Genomic DNA, 19,348 nt, shown 5'->3' with positions numbered 1-19,348 from the left:
GCGGCGCGGCGTGTCGCCCGGGAACTCCGCAGGACGGTCGAGGGGGATGGATGCCGCTGTGAGCTCGTGGCATCCATTCCGGTCCGTCCGCCGTGCGGCCCGTAGCCGTCGTGCGGAGTTGAGGTTCGACACGCCGGGGAGGGATGCCGCGGCGCGGCGTGTCGCCCGGGAACTCCGCAGGACGGTCGAGGGGGATGGATGCCGCTGTGAGCTCGTGGCATCCATCCCGGTCCGTCCGCCGTGCGGCCCCTAGCCGTCGTGCGGAGTCAAGGTTCGACACGCCGGGGAGGGATGCCGCGGCCCGGCGTGTCGCCCGGGCACTCCGCAGGACGGTCGAGGGGGAAGGGATGGGGGAGGGATGCCGCTCAGGACGCGTGCGCGCCGAGGAACTCGATCACGTCGGCCTTCACGGCGCTGTCGAGCAGCTGCAGGCCGTGCCGCGTGCCGTCGACGACGACGAGCTCGTGCTCGATGCCGTCGGTCGACAGCGCGTCGTCGAGGAGCTCCGCCTGCGCCAGCGGGATGAGCTCGTCGGTGCCGTGCACGATGAGCGTCGGCGGCAGCAGCGCAGCGGAGGCCACGGGCGACGCCTGCTCGGCGATCGGGCAGTCCGTGATGACGTCGCACCCCAGGTACCCGAGGACGACCTTCTCCAGGTCCGGTCGCGGGTCTCCGAGCTCCGCGGCGTCCGCGGTGAGCGAGGCCGCCGGCGACAGGGCGACCACCGAGGCGACGGGCGCGTCGTTGCCGGCGAGCGCAGCCGCGGTGCTGAGGGAGATGATGGCGCCCGCGGAGCTGCCGAGGAGCGAGACGGTCGAGCTGAGGCGGAAGCGCTCGACCTGCTCCGGCTCGCGGAGCCAGAGGACGGACGCCTGGACGTCGTCGATCTGGGCCGGATAGGTGGCGGGGAGCTGGCGGTAGTCGACCGCGAAGGCCGCGTACCCGTTCTTCGCGAGCTCGCTGCACACGCCGGCCATGGTGGTGCGGTCGCCCTCGGAGAAGGCCCCGCCGTGGACGAGGACGACCGCGGGGTGCGCCGTGTCGTCGTCGGGGCGGCAGGCGTCGACGCCGAGGGCGCTGCCGTCGCCCCCGGGGTAGGTGAGGTCCTTCTCGACGACGATGGGAGCGGCCGTCGGCTCGGCGTCCCCTCCCGGCGTGCAGGCGGTGACGGTCAGCGCGAGGACCGCCAGGGCCGCGGCGGCCAGGCTCCTCCGGCGGATAGGGGTCATCGTCGTCCTCCTCGGGCGCGGGCCATGGCCTCACGATAGACGTCGCGGTGGCGACGGCCGACCTCGTCCCAGTCGCGGCCCTCGAGCCGGGGGCGGGCGGCCGGGTCGATCTCCGCCGCGGCGGCGAGCGCGGTCGTGAGATCGTCCTCGTCGAGCGCCCCGTCGAACTGGCGCACCCAGCCGGGGCCGACCTCCGCGGCGAGCGCGGTGTTGGCATCGCTGCGCGGGACGAGCACGGGACGGTCGAGCGAGAGCGCCACGAGCGCCGCGCCGGAGTTGTGCATCTCGGCGTAGGGCAGCACGACCAGCGTGGCGGCGCTGACCTCGGCGACGAGCTCGTCGTCGTCCACGAACGCCAGCCGCGCCGAGACGTCGTCGCGGCCGTCGACCCGGGCGGTGATGCGCTCGGCCAGCTCCGGCGTCGGCGACCCGACGATGCGCAGGTGCGAGCCGGGGCGGTCCCGGCGGGTGAAGACGTCGATGAGCTGCTCGACGTTCTTCCGCGGGCGGATGATGCCGAAGTAGAGCACGCGTCCGTCGACGCGCTCGCGGCGCGGGTGCGCGGCGAAGCGGTCGCGGTAGTGGCCGTGCAGGATCGTGGTGCCGTGCGCTCCGTCCGCGAGCGGGGTCGCGTCGTTCAGGCGGATCCAGCTCGTCGTGGCACGGTCCACGGCGCGCAGCAGTTGCATCTCCGCGTGCGAGCCGTCTTCGTGCGGGGCAATGTTGTGCGCGGTGCGGACGATCGGCGTCCGCGTGAGGCGGGCGCGCAGGAGGGTCCCCCGCATCGCGAGACGGCGGCGCAGGCGCTGCCGCCGTGTCCGGCCGCGCAGCAGGAACTCCGGCCAGTGGAGGTGCAGGACGTCGTAGCGCCCGGTGAGCGCCCGTCGCCAGCTGAAGTACGCGACGTGGACGTCGTCGGGCGCCCCGTCGGTCATCTGGTCCACGTACCGGGTGGTGCCGTCCGGCGGTGCCAGCGAGTGCAGCACCGTGATCGACTCGGCCGGGCTCATCCGCGCCGGCCTTCCGTGCGCCCGTCCCCGCGAGCGCGGCCCCCCAGGTTGCTCATGAGCGCGACAGTAACCGCCGAACGTGAAGCGGGCGTTTCCCGGGCGTGAAGGTCGCCCGACGTGGGCCACGGACGGTCGCTCCCCGGGCGCGGGCAAACTCCACATCCCCGTAACACGGGGGTAACCCTTTCTCCACCGGACGGGTTCATGCTGACCTCGGGGAAGTGGTTCGCGTGCCGGGAGGGGAGCCCGGCGGCGAGCCAATGACGGGGGGTGCCCAGTGACGATCACACGACGGCAAGAGGACGTTGTCGAGGACGTGCCGCGGCGCGGAGGCGCAGCGCCGACGTTCGCGCGGGAGAGGTGGGCGCGCCGCTACGCCCGCGGCCTGGTGGTGATCGACGTCATCATCGTCGTGGTCTCCCTCCTGGCGGCGGCCGTGTTCGGCTCGCAGCCGCACATGCTTCCGCTGCTCGACGAGCGGGTGTGGGTGCCGGTCGGCATCCCGTTGGCCGTCCTGGCGGCGGCGATGCTCGTCACGCTCTCGTCGACCGGCAGCCGCGTCCCCCGGGTCTTCGGCGTCGGCAGCCGCGAGTACCGCGCCGTCCTGCTGTCGGTGATGTTCACCTTCGCCGGCGTCGCCCTCGTCGCCTACGTGACCTCCCTCGCGGGTCTGCACGCGATCCTCGCCATCGGCGGCGTGTCGACCGGGGTCGGCCTCGTGGCCGGCCGGTGGCTCGCCCGCCGGTGGCTGGTGGCCCAGCGGCGGCGCGGCCGCATGTCTCACAAGGTGCTCGTGGTGGGGGACCTGGATGCCGTGGAGCCGCTCGTCCGCGACCTGCAGAAGGTCCCCGGCGCGGGCCTGCACGTCGTCGGCTCCTACGATCCGGACGGCTTCGTGTCGCCGGTCGACAGCTCGGCCACGCCGCGGGCGACGGCGGTCTCGGTGGTCGAGGCGTTGGAGCTGCTGGGGGCGGACACCGTGCTCATCTCCAGTGCGAACGAGCTCAGCCCGGCGACGGTCCGGGAGCTGAGCTGGCAGCTCGAGCCGGGGCGCCAGCACCTGGTCGTGGCGCCGAGCCTGACGGACGTCGGCGGTCCCCGCATCCACTCCCGGCCGGTCGCGGGCCTGCCGCTGCTGCACGTGGAGACGCCCCGTTACGACGGCGGGCGCCTGCACGTGAAGCGGGCGTTCGACATCGTGGCATCCGCGTCCCTCATCCTGCTGCTGTCGCCGCTGCTCATCGTGATCGCGTTCCTCGTGCGCGGGTCCAGCCCGGGCCGGGCGCTGTTCCGTCAGGAACGGGTGGGGCTGAAGGGTCGGACGTTCGCGATGCTGAAGTTCCGCTCGATGTACGTCGACGCCGAGGAGCGCCTCGCCGAGCTGCGCGCCGCCGACACCGGCAACGGGGTCATGTTCAAGATGAAGGACGACCCCCGCGTCACCGCGGTCGGGTCGGTGCTCCGGCGCTTCAGCCTGGACGAGCTGCCGCAGCTGTTCAACGTGCTGAGCGGTTCGATGTCGCTCGTCGGTCCGCGGCCCCCGCTCGGCCGCGAGGTCGAGCTGTACGGGCGGAGCGTGCACCGGCGGTTCCTCGTGAAGCCGGGCATCACGGGACTGTGGCAGGTGAGCGGCCGCAGCGACCTCGACTGGGACGAGACGGTGCGCCTGGACCTCTTCTACGTCGAGAACTGGACGCTCACGGGCGACCTCGCGATCCTGTTCAAGACGGTCCGCGCGGTCGTGCGGCGCGAGGGAGCGTACTGAGCCGGGCCGCGCCGGCGCTTCGGAGGCGGCTCGGGGGCCGCGGGGCTCAGGCGAACCAGGCCGCCCAGTACCAGGCGAAGTTGCGGTTGCCGTAGGACGAGCACGCGTCGCCCTCGTCCCATCCGGCCGCGAGCGCGGCGGCGTTCGGCTGGTAGGGGGTGTAGTTGTACAGGGCGGCGGTCGCGTCGTTGGCGATCCGCACCTCGGAGCCTCCGCACGCCGGGTCGGGCGAGTAGGCGATGACGTGCACGCCGGGCTGCCGCATGAACTCCGACGCACGGTAGGCGGCGAGGTCGGTGGCGCCCTGCGCGACCTGGTCGGCGAAGCCGGCACGGCCCGGGTCGCAGGGGGCGTCGTCGGGGCACCGCGCGCCCATCGCCGCGGCCAGCTCCTCGGGGGCGGGGTCGCGCGCGGTGGCCCCGGCGACCAGGCTCTGCTCCTTCTGCAGCATGACGAGCAGCACCTTCGCCGAGATGCCGCACGCCCGCTGGACCCGCTCGATGATCTCCGCCGCGGACAGCTCACCGCCCTCCCACGGCCCGCAGATGGTCCGGCCGGTGGCATCCGACACCAGTTCCGCGCGGGCGGGCAGGTCCGCCCGCAGCACGTTCAGGCAGGAGTCGGTGGCGCACCGTCCGATGTGCTCGTCGAGGAAGTCCTGGATCTCGGTCGCGGTCATCGCTGCACCGTCGTAGAAGGAGGCGTCCTCGATGAGCAGACCGGGATCGAACGCGGCGGCATTCAGCGGCGGGCGGTCGTCGGTCGCGGCGCCGAGCCGGGAGGCCAGCGGGACGACCGCGACGGCGACGAGCGCCACGAGGGCGACCACCAGGATGCCGGCGGCGACGATCCGCCGGCGGAGCAGCACGGTGCGTCGCGGGGGGCGGCGGCGGGCGGCCGGGCGGCGGGGGGTCGATCGGGATGCCGCCGGGCGGGCGGCGGTCGGGCGGGGTGCCGCCGGGCGCCGCGGGCCGGGACGGGGGCCTCGAGCCCCGGTGCCTCGCCGATCCGCCACGTGTCGATCGTGCCGCACGGGCCTGATCTTCGGCTGCACGCCGTCCCGTTGCTGCCGTCCTGCGGAGTTCCGGGGCGACACGCCGGGCCGCGGCCGTCGTCCTGCGGCGTGTCGGGCCACGACTCCGCACGACGGCACGAGATCGAACGGCAGAAGGTCCGGGAGGGATGCCACGAGCTCACGGCGGCATCCATCCTTCTCAACCGTCCTGCGGAGTTCCGGGGCGACACGCCGAGCCGCGGCCGTCGTCCTGCGGCGTGTCGGGCCACGACTCCGCACGACGGCACGAGATCGAACGGCAGAAGGTCCGGGAGGGATGCGGGGAACGTTCACCGCCGGGTCATCCGCGGGACACACCCCGTCCCAAATCGCCGCTCGACGGCAACACGCGCGCAACATGCCGTCAGTACGTTCCGAAGTACCAAGAACGTGTCTGGGGGGAGCGTTCTCGGTACTCCGGTGCCGATTCCCACTTGGTCACGTCGAGCTTCTCGAACGAACGGACCACGTTATGAGCGCCACGACCCTCCTTCGCGCAATCCGGAAGTGGTGGTGGACGGTGGTGGCGCTGGTGGTGATCGGTGCCGCCGCGGGATTCGGCGCCGGGTTCGTCATGACCCCCGTGTACCAGTCGACGGCGCAGCTCGTGGTCACGTACGACGCCCCGGCCGGGGCGGCATCCTCCGACCTGGTCCAGGCGAACAACTACGCCGTGCAGAAGGCGTACGCGTACACGGAGATCGCGATGTCGCCGCGCGTGATCGAGGAGGTCATCGCGAGCCTCGGTCTCGCCGACACCGTCGAGGTCGTCTCACGGGACCTCTCCATCGAGGCGCCCCTGAACACCCCGATCCTTGCTCTGTCCGCCGATGGGCCCACGGCGGCCGCGGCGCAGGAGAAGGCGCAGGCGTTCGTCGACGCGTTCAGCCAGACGGTGCTCGACATCGAGACGCCCTCCGGCGGCGGGACGGCGCCGATCCGCATCGACACGCTGCAGGAGCCGCTGGCCCCGGAGGAGCCGGTGTCGCCGGACCCGCTCGTCAACATCGCCCTCGGCATGGCGTGCGGCCTCGCGGTCGGACTGATCTGGATCGCCGTGGCCGCCGTCCGCGACCGCCGCGTTCACGGCGCCGCCTCGGTGGGTGTCGACGGCGACGAGGTGCCCCGTGTCATCGGCAGCATTCCGGCGCGCGCGTCGGGGTCGGCCACCGAGGTCGCCGACGCCCCGCTCAGCGCGGGTGCGGAGGCCTACCGCACGGTCGCCGCCGTCCTCGGGCACATGCCCGACACGCGCCTGGACATCGTCGCCGTCGTCCCGGCGACCCCGCGCGACCGGTCGTCGGCGCTGACGGTCAACCTCGCGCTCGCCATGACCGAGTTCGGCGTGCGCGTCGCGCTCGTGGACGCCAACCTCCGCTCCGGCTCCGTGACCGAGATGCTCGCGCTCGACGGCCCCGGCCTGGCGGGCGTGCTGCGCGGCGAGACGGAGGCGGCCGCCGCGCTCCGCACCGTGCACGGCGTGGACGTGCTGCCCGTCGGGGAGACGACGCAGAGCCCCGCCGAGCTGATGTCGGGCTCCGCCTTCACCGCCCTCGTCAAGGCCCTCTCCGAGAGCCACGACATGGTGATCCTGGATGCCGCCCCCGCCCTGCCCCTCAGCGACACGATCTTCGCCGCCTCCGCGGCCGGCTCCACGCTGCTGGCCGTCACGGCGGGGCGGGCCACCCGCCCGCAGCTGAGCGCCGCGACCGCCGGGCTGCGGGCCGTGGGGATCGACCCCGTCGGGGTCGTCGTCGTGGACGCCCCGGTCGGTGGCGTCGACGCGGACCCCTCCACCTCGCTCTACCGCGACCTGCGTGCGGCGCGGGCCTGACCGGACGAGGCCGATGACATGCGCATCGCCCTGCTGACCACCTCCCTCACCGGCGGCGGCGCGGAGTTCGTCGCGGCCGTCTGGGCCGACTGGCTCGCCGGCCAGGGGCACGACGTCCGCGTCATCACCACCGGACCGGTCGCCGACGCGCCCACGGGACCGGGGGTGCGCATCCGGCAGCTGCGCGCCGGGGGGACCGCGCGCCGCGTCCGCGCCGTCCGCGCCGAGCTGCGCCGCGAGCGCATCGACGCCGTCGTGGCCCTGCAGAGCTACCCGAACCTCGTCGCCCTCGCCGCGACGGCGGGCCTGCGCGGGGGACCGGTGGTCCTCGTGAGCGAGCGCAACATCACCACCCGCGAGGGCGAACCCCGCTCGATCGCCGACACTGTGAAACGCGTCGTCGCCCGGCGGGCGTACCGCCGCGCGGACACCGTCGTCGCGATCTCGCACGCCGTCGCCGCCGAGCTCGTCGGCGCCTACGGGGTGCGGGCCGAGCGCCTGGTCGTCGTCCCGAACCCCGCCGCCCGCCGCGCCGAGCTGCGCACCGGAGCGAGCCCGCGCACGACCGCCGTGCGTTTCGACGAGCCCGTCCACCTGCTGCTGCCCATGCGCCTGGTCGCTCAGAAGCGGGCGCCGATGGCCGCCGAGGCGGCCGCCCTGCTCCGCCGTGACGGGGTCGACGCGCGGCTCGTGTGCTTCGGCCGCGGTCCGCTCGCCGACGACCTCGTCGCGGCCGCCGAACGCCTCGACGTGCCGCTGAGCGTGCCGGGCTGGACCGCCGACTGGGTGGCATCCGCTCCGCCCAACGCGGTCACGGTGCTGCCGTCCTACCGTGAGGGATTCGGCAACGTGCTCGTCGAGTCGGCGATGGGCGGCATCCCGAGCGTCGCCGTCTCGTCCGCCTACGGCGTGGCGGACGCCCTCGTGCCGAGCATCACCGGGCAGCTCGCCTTCACCGGTGACGCCGAGGATCTCGCCGCGGCCATCCGCACGGTCGACCGGGTCGTCCCGGAGCGCACCGCCGCGTGGGCCCGCCGTTTCTCCAGCGACCGCAGCGGCGAGATGCTGCTCGGCGCGATCGACCGGGCGCGCGAGAGCCGCCGGAAAGAGCGTGACATGACGGTCCTGGCCTCCGCCGTCGGGCAGTACGACAACGTGGGCGACACCGTGCTCCGGCGCGGCTACCTCGACCACCTGCGCACGCTCGGCCCCCTGACCGTCTACGTCGGCGACAAGACCGACGACTACCTCAGCGGCCTCGGCCTGCAGTCTGGCGACCGACCCGTGCGCGACCCGCGGACCTGGCGACGGACCGTCTCGCGCCACCTGCTGGCCGGACGGGGCGTCTACGCCTTCGACACCGGCGAGACCGAGGTGCGCCGCCCCTTCGCCCTGCGCTACCTCCGGCTGGCCCCGCTGCTGCTCGTGCACCGGCTGCGCGGCGGCACGGCGGTGCTCACCGGCGTGGGAGTGCGGGAGCCGCAGGCGTGGCGGCATCCCATCTCCGCCGTCCTGCGACTGTGCCGGGTCGTGACCTGGCGCGACGCGCCCAGCCGTCGCCTCATGGGTCTGGGGGCCGTCACCCCCGACTGGGCGTTCGCCCTTGGCGCCGACGCGGAGGTGCTGCGCGACGCCGAGGCCCCGCGTCCGCTCCTCGCCCTCTCGGTGCGCCAGGGCCTCAGTCACGCCGCCCGCGAGCGGCCCGACGACGCGTGGGTCGCGCGGGTGCGCGCGCTCGCCGACGACCTCGGACTGCAGCCCGTCGTCGTGGCGCAGATCGAACGCGACGGCGACCTCGCCCGCGACCTCGCCGCGCGGCTGGACTGCGAGGCCGTGACTTGGCTCGACGACGACCACGCCCGGCAGGAGGCGCGCCTGCGCGAGACGTACCGCCGCAGCGCGCTCGTCCTCAGCGACCGCCTGCACGCCGTGGTGATCGCCGCGACCGAGGGGGCCGTCCCGGTGGCCCTCAGCACGGGCGCGATGGACAAGACCACGCGGACGCTGGCCGGCGCGGGCATCGAGGGCACGAGCGTCCCGCGCGACCTCGGCGACCCGGAGGCGGTTCGCGCCGTCCTCGCCGACGCGCTCGCCCGGCGGGCGCAGATCGTCGAGGCCGTCATCGCCGCCCGCGGACGGCTCGCCGAGCTCACGGACCGCATCTCCGCGGAGGTGCGCCGATGACCGGCGAGCCGCGCGTGAGCGTCATCCTGCCCGCCTTCCGTGCGGCCGACGACCTGCCGCGCGCGATCGCCCGCCTCGAGGAGCAGCATTCCACCGACGTCGAGATCCTCATCGTCGACGACGGGTCCGGCGACGACACCGGCCGCGTGGCGACCGAGCTGGCGGCCGCGCACCACCGGGTGCGGGCGGTCCTCCTGCCGGAGAACGTCGGGGTCGCGCGCGCCCGCCAGGCCGGGGTGGAGGCCGCCCGGGGCGAGTGGCTGTGGTTCGTCGACGCCGACGACGAGTGGGCCGACGACGCTCTGCGCGTGCTGGTCGCGATGGCCAGCGCCCGCGACGTGGACGTCGTCGTCGCGGCGGCCACGCTCGTGACGGCGGAGGGGCGGCGGCGCGCGCTCCGGCCGCCGGTGTCCCCGCCCGTGTCGGGGCGCGACGCCTTCCGGATGCTGCTGCGCGGCGAGGTCACCGGTCACCTGTGGAACAAGCTGTTCCGCCGGACGGTGATGGCGCAGGCGAGCTTCGCCCCCGCGCGCGTTCAGTCCGACCTCGTGATGGTCGCGGACGCGCTGAGTCACGCGCGGAGCGTCGCCTTCACCGACGTCTCCGTGTACGAGTACCGGCTGCGGCCGGGATCCCTCATCACGTCCGTGAGCCGTCGGGCGGAGTCCCTCGCCGTCATCGACGAGGCGATGGCCCGGGCGGCCTCCCGGCTCGGCCTGCGGGGGTCCGACGACTATCGGTACTTCCGTGCCCGGTACGTGGCCCTTTCGGGGATCAAGGACGCTCTGCGTGCGGACTACCGGACATCAGAGCAGAAACTGCTGCTTTCTCGCAACCGTCGGATCCTCCGCGCCGGCGACCTGGCATTGTTCGTCCGACGGCATGATCCGCGCCGGGCGTTGCTCGCTCTCACGGCGAAGACGTCCACGCGTGCGCATCGCGTGCTCCTGGCGATCGCCGATCGGTAGACGCCGACCTCCTGCCCCACAGCAACCGACAGGACACGCCATGCGCCTCACCCCCAGTTCCACCGTCCCCTCCCGTCGCCCGTCCCGCCTGCGCCTGCGCGGGGCCGTCGTCGCCGGGGCCGTCCTCGCCCTCCTCGCCGGACCGCTGCCGGCCGTGGCCGCCGGCCCCGTCGCCGCGGCCGCCCCGAGCGCGTCCGCGGGCGCCGTGCGGGCGGCATCCACCGCTCCCGGTCCCGGCACGTACGAGGAGAACTCCTCCGCCATCCGGTACAGCGGGTCCTGGAGCTCGCTCAGCAGCTCCGGCAGCAGCGGCGGCGGCATCCGCTACGCGACCGCGTCGTCGGCGTCCGCCAGCCTCACCTTCTCCGGCTCCTGGATCACCTGGTACACGTGGAAGTCCGCCAACGCGGGCATCATCCGCGTGCTGATCGACGGCGAGGAGGTGGCCCGCGTCGACAACTACGCCCGCAGCTCCACCACCGGCGTCGTCGGCTACAGCGCCCCCGTCGAGCCCGGCGAGCACACGATCACCATCGTCGGCTCCGGATCGAAGAACAGCGCCTCGGGCGGGCGCATGACCCACCTCGACTCCTTCGTCGTCACCGACGCCGCCCCGCCGGCGGCCGCGGCCGACGCCCCGCGGGCTACCGACTGCCCCGCGGCGACGACGACGGTCTCCACCGCGTCCCAGCTGACTTCCGCCCTGCGCACCGCCGGGCCCGGCACCGTCATCCGGCTCGCCGACGGCAGCTACACCGGCACCTTCCTGCTGAACGCGTCCGGCACGGCCGAGCGTCCGATCTGGCTGTGCGGCAGCCCCTGGGCGGTGCTCACCACCGGCGACGTGAATAGCGGGTCCGCCCTGCGCATCGAGGGGGCGAAGAACGTCGTCGTCACCGGATTCACGGTCGCGCGCTCCCTGCAGGGCGTGATGGTCAAGGGCAGCAGCAGCCTCGCCGTGACCGACCTCGTGGTGAAGGACCTCGGCTACGAGGGCATCCACCTCTACGCCTTCACCACCGACAGCATCGTCGCGCACAACCTCATCTCGCGGACCGGCTCCGCGGACGTCGCCTACGGCGAGGGCGTTTACATCGGCACCTCCCAGCGACGCTGGAGCGAGGTCACGCAGGGACGACCGGACGCCTCCGACCGGAACGTCGTCGTCGCCAACACGATCAAGAACACCGGTGCCGAGGGCATCGAGGCCAAGGAGGGGACGAGCGACGGCCTGATCGCCGACAACGTCTTCGAGGGCTTCCAGCCCGGTTCGCGGTCGCTCGGCTGGGTGCTCGTCACCGGCAACGACTGGTCCGTGGCCGGCAACACCGGCACCTCCGCCGTCCAGCACGCCTACTCGTCGATGGCGTGGGAGGACTGGGGCTGGAACAACGAGTTCCGCGCGAACACCGGGACGGCGGATGCCTCGGGGTACGGCGTGTGGGTGCACGACCGCAGCCGCGGGGTGAGCGTGTCGTGCGACAACGTCGTGGACGGTGCGGCGAGCGGGGGGACGAATGTCTACTGCGGCCCCTGAGACGGTCCGCGCCGGGACCGGCGCCCCCCGTCGCCGGCTGGCGTTCGTCGTCAGCTCGGTGCACGGCGGCGGGGCGGAAGCGGTCGGCGTGGCCTGGGCGACGTGGTTCGCGGACCAGGGGCACCAGGTGGCGGTGGTCGTCGTCTCGGACCGGCCGACCGGCGACGTGCTGCCGCCCCGTGTCACCGTCCACCGGCTCGGCGGCATCCGGTCCCACCTGAAGAAGGTGTCGGCGCTGGCACGGCTGATCGACAGCGAGGGTTTCGACGCCCTCGTGGGGCTGCAGACGTACCCGAACCTCCTCGCGATCGCGGCGCGCGAGCGCGCCCGGCATCGGCCGGGGCTCGTCGTGACGGAGCACAACCTCATCAGCCTGGGGCTGCCGGGGGCGCCGCCCGCGCACCGGGCCAAGATCGCGCTCGCGCGCCGGTGGTACCGCCGTGCGGACGTGGTGACCAGCGCCTCGCACCCCGTCGCCGCCGAGATGAACGCGGCGTTCGGCATTCCGGCGAGCCGCAGCCTCGTGGTCCCGAACCCGGCGATGGCCAAGGTGCGCGAGCGCACGCCGGTCCCGCGCGTGCCCGGGACCGCGGCCGGCGTGCAACTGGTCCTCGCGTGCCGCCTGGTCCCGCAGAAGAACCCCGAGCTGGCGCTGTCGGTCGCCGAGGAGCTCGTCCGCCGCGGCATCCCGACGGAGGTGGTCTCGTTCGGTGGCGGACCGCTGCTCGCGCAGATGACCGCGGAGGCCGAGCGCCGCGGCGTCGCATTCACCAGTCACGGGTGGGTGGAGGACTGGATCGCGCACTTCGGTCCGACGTCGGTCGTGCTCCTGCCGTCGCACCGCGAGGGTCTCGGCAACGTCCTCATCGAGGCCGCCGCGCGCGGGGTGCCCTCCGTGGCGATCTCCACCGCCCTCGGCGTCGCCGACGCCATCATCCCCGGGGTGACCGGCGAGCTCGCCGCCAGCGCGGACCCGGCGGCGGTCGCGGACGCGGTTCAGGAGGCCGCGGGCCTCGAGGTCGGCGGCATCGACGACTGGCTGGACAGGTTCGGCGCGGATGCCAGTGCGACGCTGCTCGAGAAGGCGGTGACCCGGGCCGTGGTGCGGTCGGGCAGCGCGGTCGGCGAACCGCGCGCGTGAGGGTCCGGGAACCGCGCGCGTGAGGGCCCGGGGGCGGCGAACCGCGCGCGTGATGGCCGCCGTGACGACGGCTCTCGCGGCGGCCCTCGTCCTCAGCGGGTGCCTGCCCGAGGGCACGCCGCCCACCCCCCGCCCCGAGATCGTCTCGCCGCCGCCCGACGCGCTCGCGGACTACCTCGCCGGGGAGCCGTACCTGCGCGGCGTCAACATCTACAGCTTCGTCCTGGCCGGGGCGGGCGCCGACGCGACGACGCTCGGGGAGCCCGCGTCCAGCTACGCTTTCCTCGCCGGCCGAGGGATCACCTCCGTCCGGCTCGCGGTGCCCTGGCAGCGGCTGCAGGTCATCCCCGACGGGGGGACCGCCGCCGACGGGCTCGCGCAGCCGGTCGACCAGGACGCCCTGGCCGCGGTGGTCCGGGAGGTGCGGACGGCATGGGATGCCGGGGTGCGCACCGTCGTCGACCTGCACAACGGGTGCACGTACCCGTGGGGAGCGGGGCCGTACGTCGAGGGGAGCCTCGCGTGCGGCGCGGGCATCGACGAAGGGCACGTCCGCACGATCTGGGGAGCGTTGGCGGGCGCCCTGCGCGACGAGCCGGGCGTCGCGGCCTTCGACGTCTTCAACGAGCCGCGGTGGTCCGTCGGCGTGAACACCTACCGTCACTACGCGCAGGTGGCCGTCGACGCGATCCGCGAGACGGGCGCCGTGCAGCCGGTCTGGGTGGAGGGGATCCTCAGCGAGGAGCGCGGCCGTCTCGCCGCCATCGCCCCGGACGGGCCGTGGATCGTCGACCCGCTGGGGCGGGTCGTGTACTCCGAGCACTTCTACGCGGACTCGGACGGCGCGGTGTACGGGGACGTGGAGGATCCCGAGCGCGTGCTGACCCAGCTCGGCACGTTCGGCGACTGGTGCACGACCTGGCAGGTGCACTGCGCGGTGGGGGAGGTCGGGTGGCCCTCCGGCGGCGAGGGCGGCGTGCAGTCCGCCGCGGACGCCGCCGCCTGGAACGCGCTGTTCACGCGGTTCTACGACATCGCCGACGAGGACGGGCTCGACGTCATGTACTTCGGCGCCACCAGCACCCGCACCGTGGGGACGCTGCTCGCGTACGTGTCGAGCGCCCCTGGGCTGCCGTCGTCGATCGGCATCGACACGGCGCTGTCGCAGGCGGCTGTCATCGAGGCGCATCTGCCGCCGCGGTGAGCCCCGCTCTACGCCGGGCGGGGTCCGGCCGCGGGCGCGACGGCCGATGGGTTCCGCCGCGCGGCGACGGCGAGGGCCCCCGCGACGGCGGACGGTTCCCGCCGCGACGGCGGAAAGCCCCCCCGGTCAGTTCTTGATGATGAGGCGTACCGCCGACGACGTGCCGACGTTCCCCGCGGCATCCGTCGCCTTCGCCGTGATCGCGTAGGTGCCGTTGCGGATGTTGCGGGTGTCGTAGGGGGCGCGCCATTCCGAGGCGCTCACCTTGGTGGCATCCGCGATCTTGTTCGTGCCGACGTACACGCCGACGGCGGTCACCCCGACGGCGTCGGTGGCGGACACGCGGAGCGTCACGACGGCTGAGACGGTCGTCGAGTCCGCCGGCGCGATGATTGACACCGCCGGGGCGACCGTGTCGCGCGTCGGGGTCGGCGTGGGAGTCGGCGTCGGCGTGGCGGTCTTCGTGGGCGTCGGGGACGGGCTCGCCGTGGGCGTCGCGGTCTTCGTCGGCGTGGGGCTCGCGGTCGGCGTCGGGGTGGCGGTCGCGGTCGCCGTCGCCGTGGGCGTCGGCGTGGGCGTGGCCACGAAGGGGAAGCTGCCCCAGCGGCCCATCGCCGCGACGAAGTCCGAGGCGGCGAAGCCCGGCGTGTTGTGCCCGTTCGTGTGCGTGCGCACCGACGCCTCCGCGGCGACCGGCAGGGCCCGCTCGCGCAGCAGCAGGCCGTGCTGCTCCGGCGGGACGATGGTGTCGGTGCCGCTCGGCGAGGACACCACGACCCGCAGCTTCGCGCCCGTCCACGTCGACGCGGGCAGACGCGCCGGGTTGCGCGCCTCGATGGCGTCGAGGTCGTCGCCGTAGGCGAGGATGACCGAGGCCTGACCGCGGCCGCCCTGGTCGTACATGGCCCGCAGGTCGTAGCTGGCGTTCACGCCGTACATACCGACGATGTTCGGGATGAGGCGCATGCCGTAGACCTCGGTGGCCAGGATGCCACCGCCCGAGGTGGAGCGCAGGGTGTTCGCCGACACGGTGAACAGCCGGGCGATGTAGTCCCAGCCGGCCTGCTGGAGGGCGAGCGCGGTCGGGTTCGTGTAGAGCGTGCCGCCGGCCTTCTGGCAGATCGCGATGCCGCCCTTGTCGATCGTCGACAGCGCGGGGGAGCGGTACCCGCCCTCGAGCGCGTTGTGGTCGCCGCCGGAGCCGTGGTAGTACCACACGACCGGGACCGGCACCCCGCTCTGGGGCTTGATCGTCCGCGGGACGTAGATGCGCGCCGGGTCTTTCGAGATGGTGACGCAGATGTTGTCGAACACCACCCCGGTCGCGGTCACGTCCTCTTTGCGCGTGTACTCGCCGGGCAGCGTGGGCGTCGGTGCGGCCGTCGCCGCCGCCGCCGAGAGCACCGCCCCCGAGCCGAGCGCGACCGTTCCGGCCCCCGCGAACATGCCCGCAAGGAGTCCGCGGCGCGAGACGCCCGCCCGCTCGCCCGTCGTCGATGCACCCGTCATCATGACCATCCCCCATGGGCCCCCGGCCCGTCTTCCGGGCGCCGACAGCCGGCTCCCGTCCCCTGCCCGCCATCCTGGCCGTTCGGCGCACGCCCCAGATGAACGGCGTATGACAAGTTCGACTCGCTGCGTAAAAAGCCGTCCGAGGCCCCTCCGGCCCGCGATACATTCCTCGCGAACGCGGAGTCCACCAGCGCGTCTCAGGCAAGCACACGGTCGGTTGTGGGGAAACGATCCGATCGCGTGAGTTGGGGGTGGGGTCTTCATCGACCCTGCATGAGGAAAGCGGGTCGGCCATGGCATGGCGCATACCTGGATCGGGCGGCAAGGCCGCTCTGGTGTGCTCGACGGGGGGACACCTCGCCGAGCTGTTGCGGTTGGAGGCGTCCTTCGGGCGGCATCCCGACTCGCTCTGGATCACCTTCGACACACCGCAGAGCCGGCAGCTGCTGGAAGGACGACGCGTCGCGATGCTGCCGTACATCGGGCCGCGCGACCTCCGCGGCACGCTCGCCGCGGTCGGGCCCATCCACCGCTTCCTGCGGTCCGAGCCCTTCGACGCCGCGATCAGCACGGGCGCCGCCGTGGCCACCGCCGCCCTGCCGCTCGCGGCGAGCCTCGGCATCGCGTCGACGTACGTCGAGAGCGTGTGCCGGGTCGAGGGCCCGTCCACCACCGGGCGGCTGCTGCAGAACGTCCCGGCCGTCCACCTGCGGACGCAGACCCCGGCCTGGGCCGGCGGTCGCTGGCACGAGTGCCAGAGCGTCCTCAGCACGTACCGCCCGACGCCGCGGCGCCGAACGGGCCGGCGCCTCTTCGTGACCCTCGGGACCATCCGCGGATACCGCTTCGACTCGCTCGTGGACGCTCTGCTCGCGAGCGGTCTCGTCGACGACACCACCGTCTGGCAGCTCGGCGAGACCAGCCGCGACGACCTGCCGGGACGCGTGTACGACGAGATGCCGCCGGAGCAGTTCGTCGAGGAGGCCCTGAACGCCGACGTCGTCATCAGCCACGCCGGCGTCGGCACGCTCCTCGAGATGCTCTCGCTCGGCGTCTTCCCGGTCATCGCGACCCGCGCCGCCGCCCGGGGGGAGCACGTCGACGACCACCAGGCCGAGATCGCCGCGCTCGTCAACGAGCTGGGCATCGGCATCGCCGTCGACGGCCCCGACGTCACCGCCGCCGTCCTCGACGTCGCCGCGACCCGGACGATCGTCGACGACCTCGCCGCACCCGTCCGGCGGGCCGCGTGAGCGCCGCGCAGGCCCCGGCGGAGGGGACGGATGCCACGGAGCCCCGCCGTCAGATCTTCGCCGTCGGCCGCGGGCAGTACGAGAACATCGGCGACGTGCTCCTGCGCAGGCCGCTGCTCGACTGGGCGCGGGAGAACGGCCGGCTCCACGTGTACGTCGGTCACTCGCCCGCGGGCTACGACGACGGCCTGCGGCTGCACCCCGATGACGTCGTCTACCGCTCCTTCGTCTCCTGGTACCGGGCGCTGCTCGCCGAGGCCGCGCGGGGGAACGCCGACACGCTCTACAAGCCGGGGGAGCTCCAGCTCACGCTCATCGGCATGAAGGAGCATCTGGCGATGCTCCCCGCCGTCGCGCTCGTCCGCGCCCGCGGCGGACGCGTCGCCCGCATCGGCGCCGGGGCGCGCAACTTCGCGCCCCTCCCGCGGGCGCTCATGTGGCCGTCCAACGCCCTCTCCAGCTATACGCGCTGGCGCGACGACCGCACCGCCGACTACCTGGGCTTCGGCCCGTCGATGCCCGACCTCGGCTTCAGCGACGGCCTCGACGCCGACGCGCTCGCCGCGGCCCGGGCGGGCGGGGACACCCGCGACCTCTTCGTCGTCTCGTTGCGCGACGACACCGAGGTGGCCCCGCGTCCCTACCCGGATGCCGCCTGGATGCGCGGCGTGCGCGGGGCCGCGGACGCGCTCGGTCTCCGGCTGGTCGTGGTGACGCAGGTCAGCGTGGACGAGGAGCGGTCGCAACGGCTCGGCCGCGACCTCGACGCCGAGGTGGTCGGCTGGCCCGTGCTCGGCGCCCACGACGCGCACGAGGCGCGACTGCGCGCCGTCTACCGGCGCACGCGGGTCGCCGCGAGCGACCGTCTCCACGTCATCATCGCGGCGTTCACCGAGGGCGCGATGCCGATCGGCCTCCAGCTGGACGACGCCGACAAGATCTCCCGACACTTCGACACCATCGGCCTCAGCGGGATCGCCCTGAACACGCGCGACCTCGACGCCGAACAGCTGCGCGACCGGCTCGTGGAGCTCGCGGGGCGTCGCGGCGAGGCCCTCGGGACGCTCGAGGGCGCCCGCGCACGGCTGGCGGCGGTGCGCAGCGAGCTCGGTCGCCTCCTGCGCCGCGACGAGATCGTCCCCGTCGCCGCCCCCGCCAGCGCTCGCCCCGTCGTGCACCACCTCGGCCGCGCCGGCGACATCCCGGGCGGGATGACGCAGGTCGTCAACGCGTACCTCAGCTGGCCGTTCGACCGCGTGGACAACACCGTGCTCGTCACGCGCGGCGACCCCGGCGACCACCCCACCGCCCTGTTCCGTTTCCTGGCGGCGCGTCGCACGCTGCACCGCCTCGGGCGGAGCGACCGACCGGCCGTCGTCGTGGCGCACCTGTCCGAGCGCGGGTCGTTCGTCCGCGAGGGGCACTTGGCCCTGCTTGCCGCACGACTCGGGATGCCGGTGGTCGTCCACCTGCACGGGAGCGAGTTCGCCGCGTACGAGAAGCGGAGCCCCCGGCGGGTGGCGCGCGTGCTGCAGGCGGCATCCCATGTCATCGCCCTCTCCGAGGAGTCGCGCGCGATCGCGGCCCGGCACGTGGGATCGTCCGCGGTGACCGTGCTGCCGAACGCCGTGCCGGCCGGGGCGCCCACGCGCGGGGCACCCGCCGTCGTCTTCGGCGGCGTCGTCTCGCACCGCAAGGGCATCGACGTCCTGGACCGGGCCTGGCGCCGCGTGCACGAGCGCTTCCCCGAGTGGGAGCTCATCGTCGCCGGTCCCATCCGGGACGAGGAGCTCGTGGATGCCGCCCTCCCGGGCGCGACGTTCCTGGGCTCTGTCCCGCACGACCGACTCCTGGACCTGCTCGGCGAGGCCGCGATCGCGGTGCTGCCCTCGCGCGACGAGGCGATGCCGATGTTCGTCCTCGAGGCGCTCGCGCGGAGCGTGTGCGTGATCTCGACCGAGGTCGGCGGCATCCCCGCGGTCCTCGACGACGAGCGCGGATTCCTCGTGCCGCCGGGGGACGTCGACGCCCTCGCCGACGCCCTCGCACAGGCGATGGGCGACGCGGCCGAGCGGGAGCGCCGTGCCCGCCGGGGCGCCGAGGGGTTCACCGCCGCCTTCTCGGCCGGGGCGGTCTATCCCCGCGCCGAGGACATCTGGTTGACCCCGCTCGGCAGCCGCCGTCTCGCCGAGCCCCCCGAGACCCCCGCGCCCGTCCTGGCCTGAGCCCCTCCTCCTGTTCCTTTTGCGCTGACTTGCCGCAGATGTACGCCGCCGGGCCTCCGGCGCGTACATTTGCGCCAAGTCAGCGGGGGTTGGCCACGCCGCGTCGCATCTCTCGTCGCGCGGGCCGCCGCGCGATTTTGCAGGACCGGTGGGGCCTGCGGCGTCTGATGTGGCCGCTGGGGCGTCCCCGACGCCGCCACTCCTGCAATTGCGCGCCCCCGCCCCCTCCTCTTGCGCTGACTTGCCGCGAATGTACGCCGCCGGGCCTCCGGCGCGTACATCTGCGCCAAGTCAGCGGGTGAGGGGGCTGGCCCCGGTGCGCCGCGGATCGCTGCCCGGGCCGCCGCGCGATTTTGCAGGACCGGTGGGGCCCGCGGCGTCGGATGTGGCCGCTGGGGCGACCCGGATGCCGCCCGCCCTGCAGACACGCCC

At 74.0% G+C, this 19,348-nt stretch carries 13 protein-coding genes; 9 read left to right on the top strand and 4 right to left on the bottom strand.

Annotated features, from left to right (window positions below):
- Nucleotides 1-365 precede the first annotated feature (365 nt).
- Together ACO03V_RS08775 and ACO03V_RS08770 are read right to left on the bottom strand one after the other, a co-directional pair.
- Nucleotides 366-1,229 (bottom strand): alpha/beta hydrolase, encoded by an 864-nt coding sequence (locus ACO03V_RS08775; protein WP_423137321.1) that lies wholly within the window; start codon nucleotides 1,227-1,229, stop codon nucleotides 366-368.
- A complete protein-coding gene (locus ACO03V_RS08770) occupies nucleotides 1,226-2,239 on the bottom strand; it encodes a glycosyl transferase (protein ID WP_423137320.1) in 1,014 nt (337 codons plus the stop codon). The genes ACO03V_RS08775 and ACO03V_RS08770 overlap by 4 nt, the downstream gene beginning before the upstream one ends.
- A gap of 277 nt (nucleotides 2,240-2,516) precedes the next feature.
- On the opposite strand from ACO03V_RS08770, the gene ACO03V_RS08765 reads away from it, so the two are divergent.
- On the top strand, nucleotides 2,517-4,004 hold the full coding sequence (locus tag ACO03V_RS08765; protein WP_423137319.1) for a sugar transferase: 1,488 nt from the start codon (nucleotides 2,517-2,519) through the stop codon (nucleotides 4,002-4,004).
- Between the two features lie 46 nt (nucleotides 4,005-4,050).
- Here the strand turns inward: ACO03V_RS08765 and ACO03V_RS08760 are convergent, their stop codons facing one another.
- A complete protein-coding gene (locus tag ACO03V_RS08760; RefSeq protein WP_423137318.1) occupies nucleotides 4,051-4,872 on the bottom strand; it encodes a hypothetical protein in 822 nt (273 codons plus the stop codon).
- A gap of 658 nt (nucleotides 4,873-5,530) precedes the next feature.
- On the opposite strand from ACO03V_RS08760, the gene ACO03V_RS08755 reads away from it, so the two are divergent.
- The 6 genes from ACO03V_RS08755 to ACO03V_RS08730 all read left to right on the top strand — a co-directional run bounded on the left by ACO03V_RS08755 (nucleotide 5,531) and on the right by ACO03V_RS08730 (nucleotide 13,926).
- On the top strand, nucleotides 5,531-6,892 hold the full coding sequence (locus ACO03V_RS08755) for a Wzz/FepE/Etk N-terminal domain-containing protein (RefSeq protein WP_423137317.1): 1,362 nt from the start codon (nucleotides 5,531-5,533) through the stop codon (nucleotides 6,890-6,892).
- Between the two features lie 18 nt (nucleotides 6,893-6,910).
- A complete protein-coding gene (locus ACO03V_RS08750; protein WP_423137316.1) occupies nucleotides 6,911-9,076 on the top strand; it encodes a glycosyltransferase in 2,166 nt (721 codons plus the stop codon).
- The gene (locus ACO03V_RS08745; RefSeq protein ID WP_423137315.1) at nucleotides 9,073-10,044 is read left to right on the top strand and encodes a glycosyltransferase family 2 protein; all 972 of its coding nucleotides are present in this window, start codon (nucleotides 9,073-9,075) and stop codon (nucleotides 10,042-10,044) included. The genes ACO03V_RS08750 and ACO03V_RS08745 overlap by 4 nt, the downstream gene beginning before the upstream one ends.
- A 40-nt stretch (nucleotides 10,045-10,084) precedes the next feature.
- Entirely contained in the window at nucleotides 10,085-11,581 is a 1,497-nt protein-coding gene (locus tag ACO03V_RS08740) for a NosD domain-containing protein (RefSeq protein ID WP_423137314.1), read from the top strand.
- Nucleotides 11,562-12,722, top strand: a complete 1,161-nt coding sequence (locus ACO03V_RS08735; protein WP_423137313.1) for a glycosyltransferase family 4 protein — start codon at nucleotides 11,562-11,564, stop codon at nucleotides 12,720-12,722. The genes ACO03V_RS08740 and ACO03V_RS08735 overlap by 20 nt, the downstream gene beginning before the upstream one ends.
- Nucleotides 12,723-12,783: 61 nt before the next feature.
- The gene (locus ACO03V_RS08730; protein WP_423137312.1) at nucleotides 12,784-13,926 is read left to right on the top strand and encodes a glycoside hydrolase family 5 protein; all 1,143 of its coding nucleotides are present in this window, start codon (nucleotides 12,784-12,786) and stop codon (nucleotides 13,924-13,926) included.
- 126 nt (nucleotides 13,927-14,052) lie between these two features.
- Here ACO03V_RS08730 and ACO03V_RS08725 read toward each other — a convergent pair whose 3' ends face one another.
- Nucleotides 14,053-15,435, bottom strand: a complete 1,383-nt coding sequence (locus tag ACO03V_RS08725) for an Ig-like domain-containing protein (RefSeq protein WP_423137311.1) — start codon at nucleotides 15,433-15,435, stop codon at nucleotides 14,053-14,055.
- Between the two features lie 296 nt (nucleotides 15,436-15,731).
- On the opposite strand from ACO03V_RS08725, the gene ACO03V_RS08720 reads away from it, so the two are divergent.
- Complete coding sequence (locus tag ACO03V_RS08720) at nucleotides 15,732-16,691, top strand: glycosyltransferase (protein ID WP_423137310.1); 960 nt, start codon at nucleotides 15,732-15,734, stop codon at nucleotides 16,689-16,691.
- A complete protein-coding gene (locus ACO03V_RS08715) occupies nucleotides 16,688-18,916 on the top strand; it encodes a glycosyltransferase (RefSeq protein WP_423137309.1) in 2,229 nt (742 codons plus the stop codon). The genes ACO03V_RS08720 and ACO03V_RS08715 overlap by 4 nt, the downstream gene beginning before the upstream one ends.
- Nucleotides 18,917-19,348: the final 432 nt, after the last annotated feature.

The sequence above is a fragment of the Microbacterium sp. HMH0099 genome (assembly GCF_049384025.1).
Taxonomy (GTDB): Bacteria; Actinomycetota; Actinomycetes; order Actinomycetales; family Microbacteriaceae; genus Microbacterium.
This window is presented reverse-complemented; position numbering and strand designations above follow the sequence as displayed.

Coding starts and splice junctions, on each gene's coding strand:
- ACO03V_RS08775 (WP_423137321.1), bottom strand. CDS start 1,229: ATGACCCCTATCCGCCGGAGGAGCCTGGCCGCCGCGGCCCTGGCGGTC.
- ACO03V_RS08770 (WP_423137320.1), bottom strand. CDS start 2,239: ATGAGCCCGGCCGAGTCGATCACGGTGCTGCACTCGCTGGCACCGCCG.
- ACO03V_RS08755 (WP_423137317.1), top strand. CDS start 5,531: ATGAGCGCCACGACCCTCCTTCGCGCAATCCGGAAGTGGTGGTGGACG.
- ACO03V_RS08750 (WP_423137316.1), top strand. CDS start 6,911: ATGCGCATCGCCCTGCTGACCACCTCCCTCACCGGCGGCGGCGCGGAG.
- ACO03V_RS08745 (WP_423137315.1), top strand. CDS start 9,073: ATGACCGGCGAGCCGCGCGTGAGCGTCATCCTGCCCGCCTTCCGTGCG.
- ACO03V_RS08740 (WP_423137314.1), top strand. CDS start 10,085: ATGCGCCTCACCCCCAGTTCCACCGTCCCCTCCCGTCGCCCGTCCCGC.
- ACO03V_RS08735 (WP_423137313.1), top strand. CDS start 11,562: ATGTCTACTGCGGCCCCTGAGACGGTCCGCGCCGGGACCGGCGCCCCC.
- ACO03V_RS08725 (WP_423137311.1), bottom strand. CDS start 15,435: ATGACGGGTGCATCGACGACGGGCGAGCGGGCGGGCGTCTCGCGCCGC.
- ACO03V_RS08720 (WP_423137310.1), top strand. CDS start 15,732: ATGGCATGGCGCATACCTGGATCGGGCGGCAAGGCCGCTCTGGTGTGC.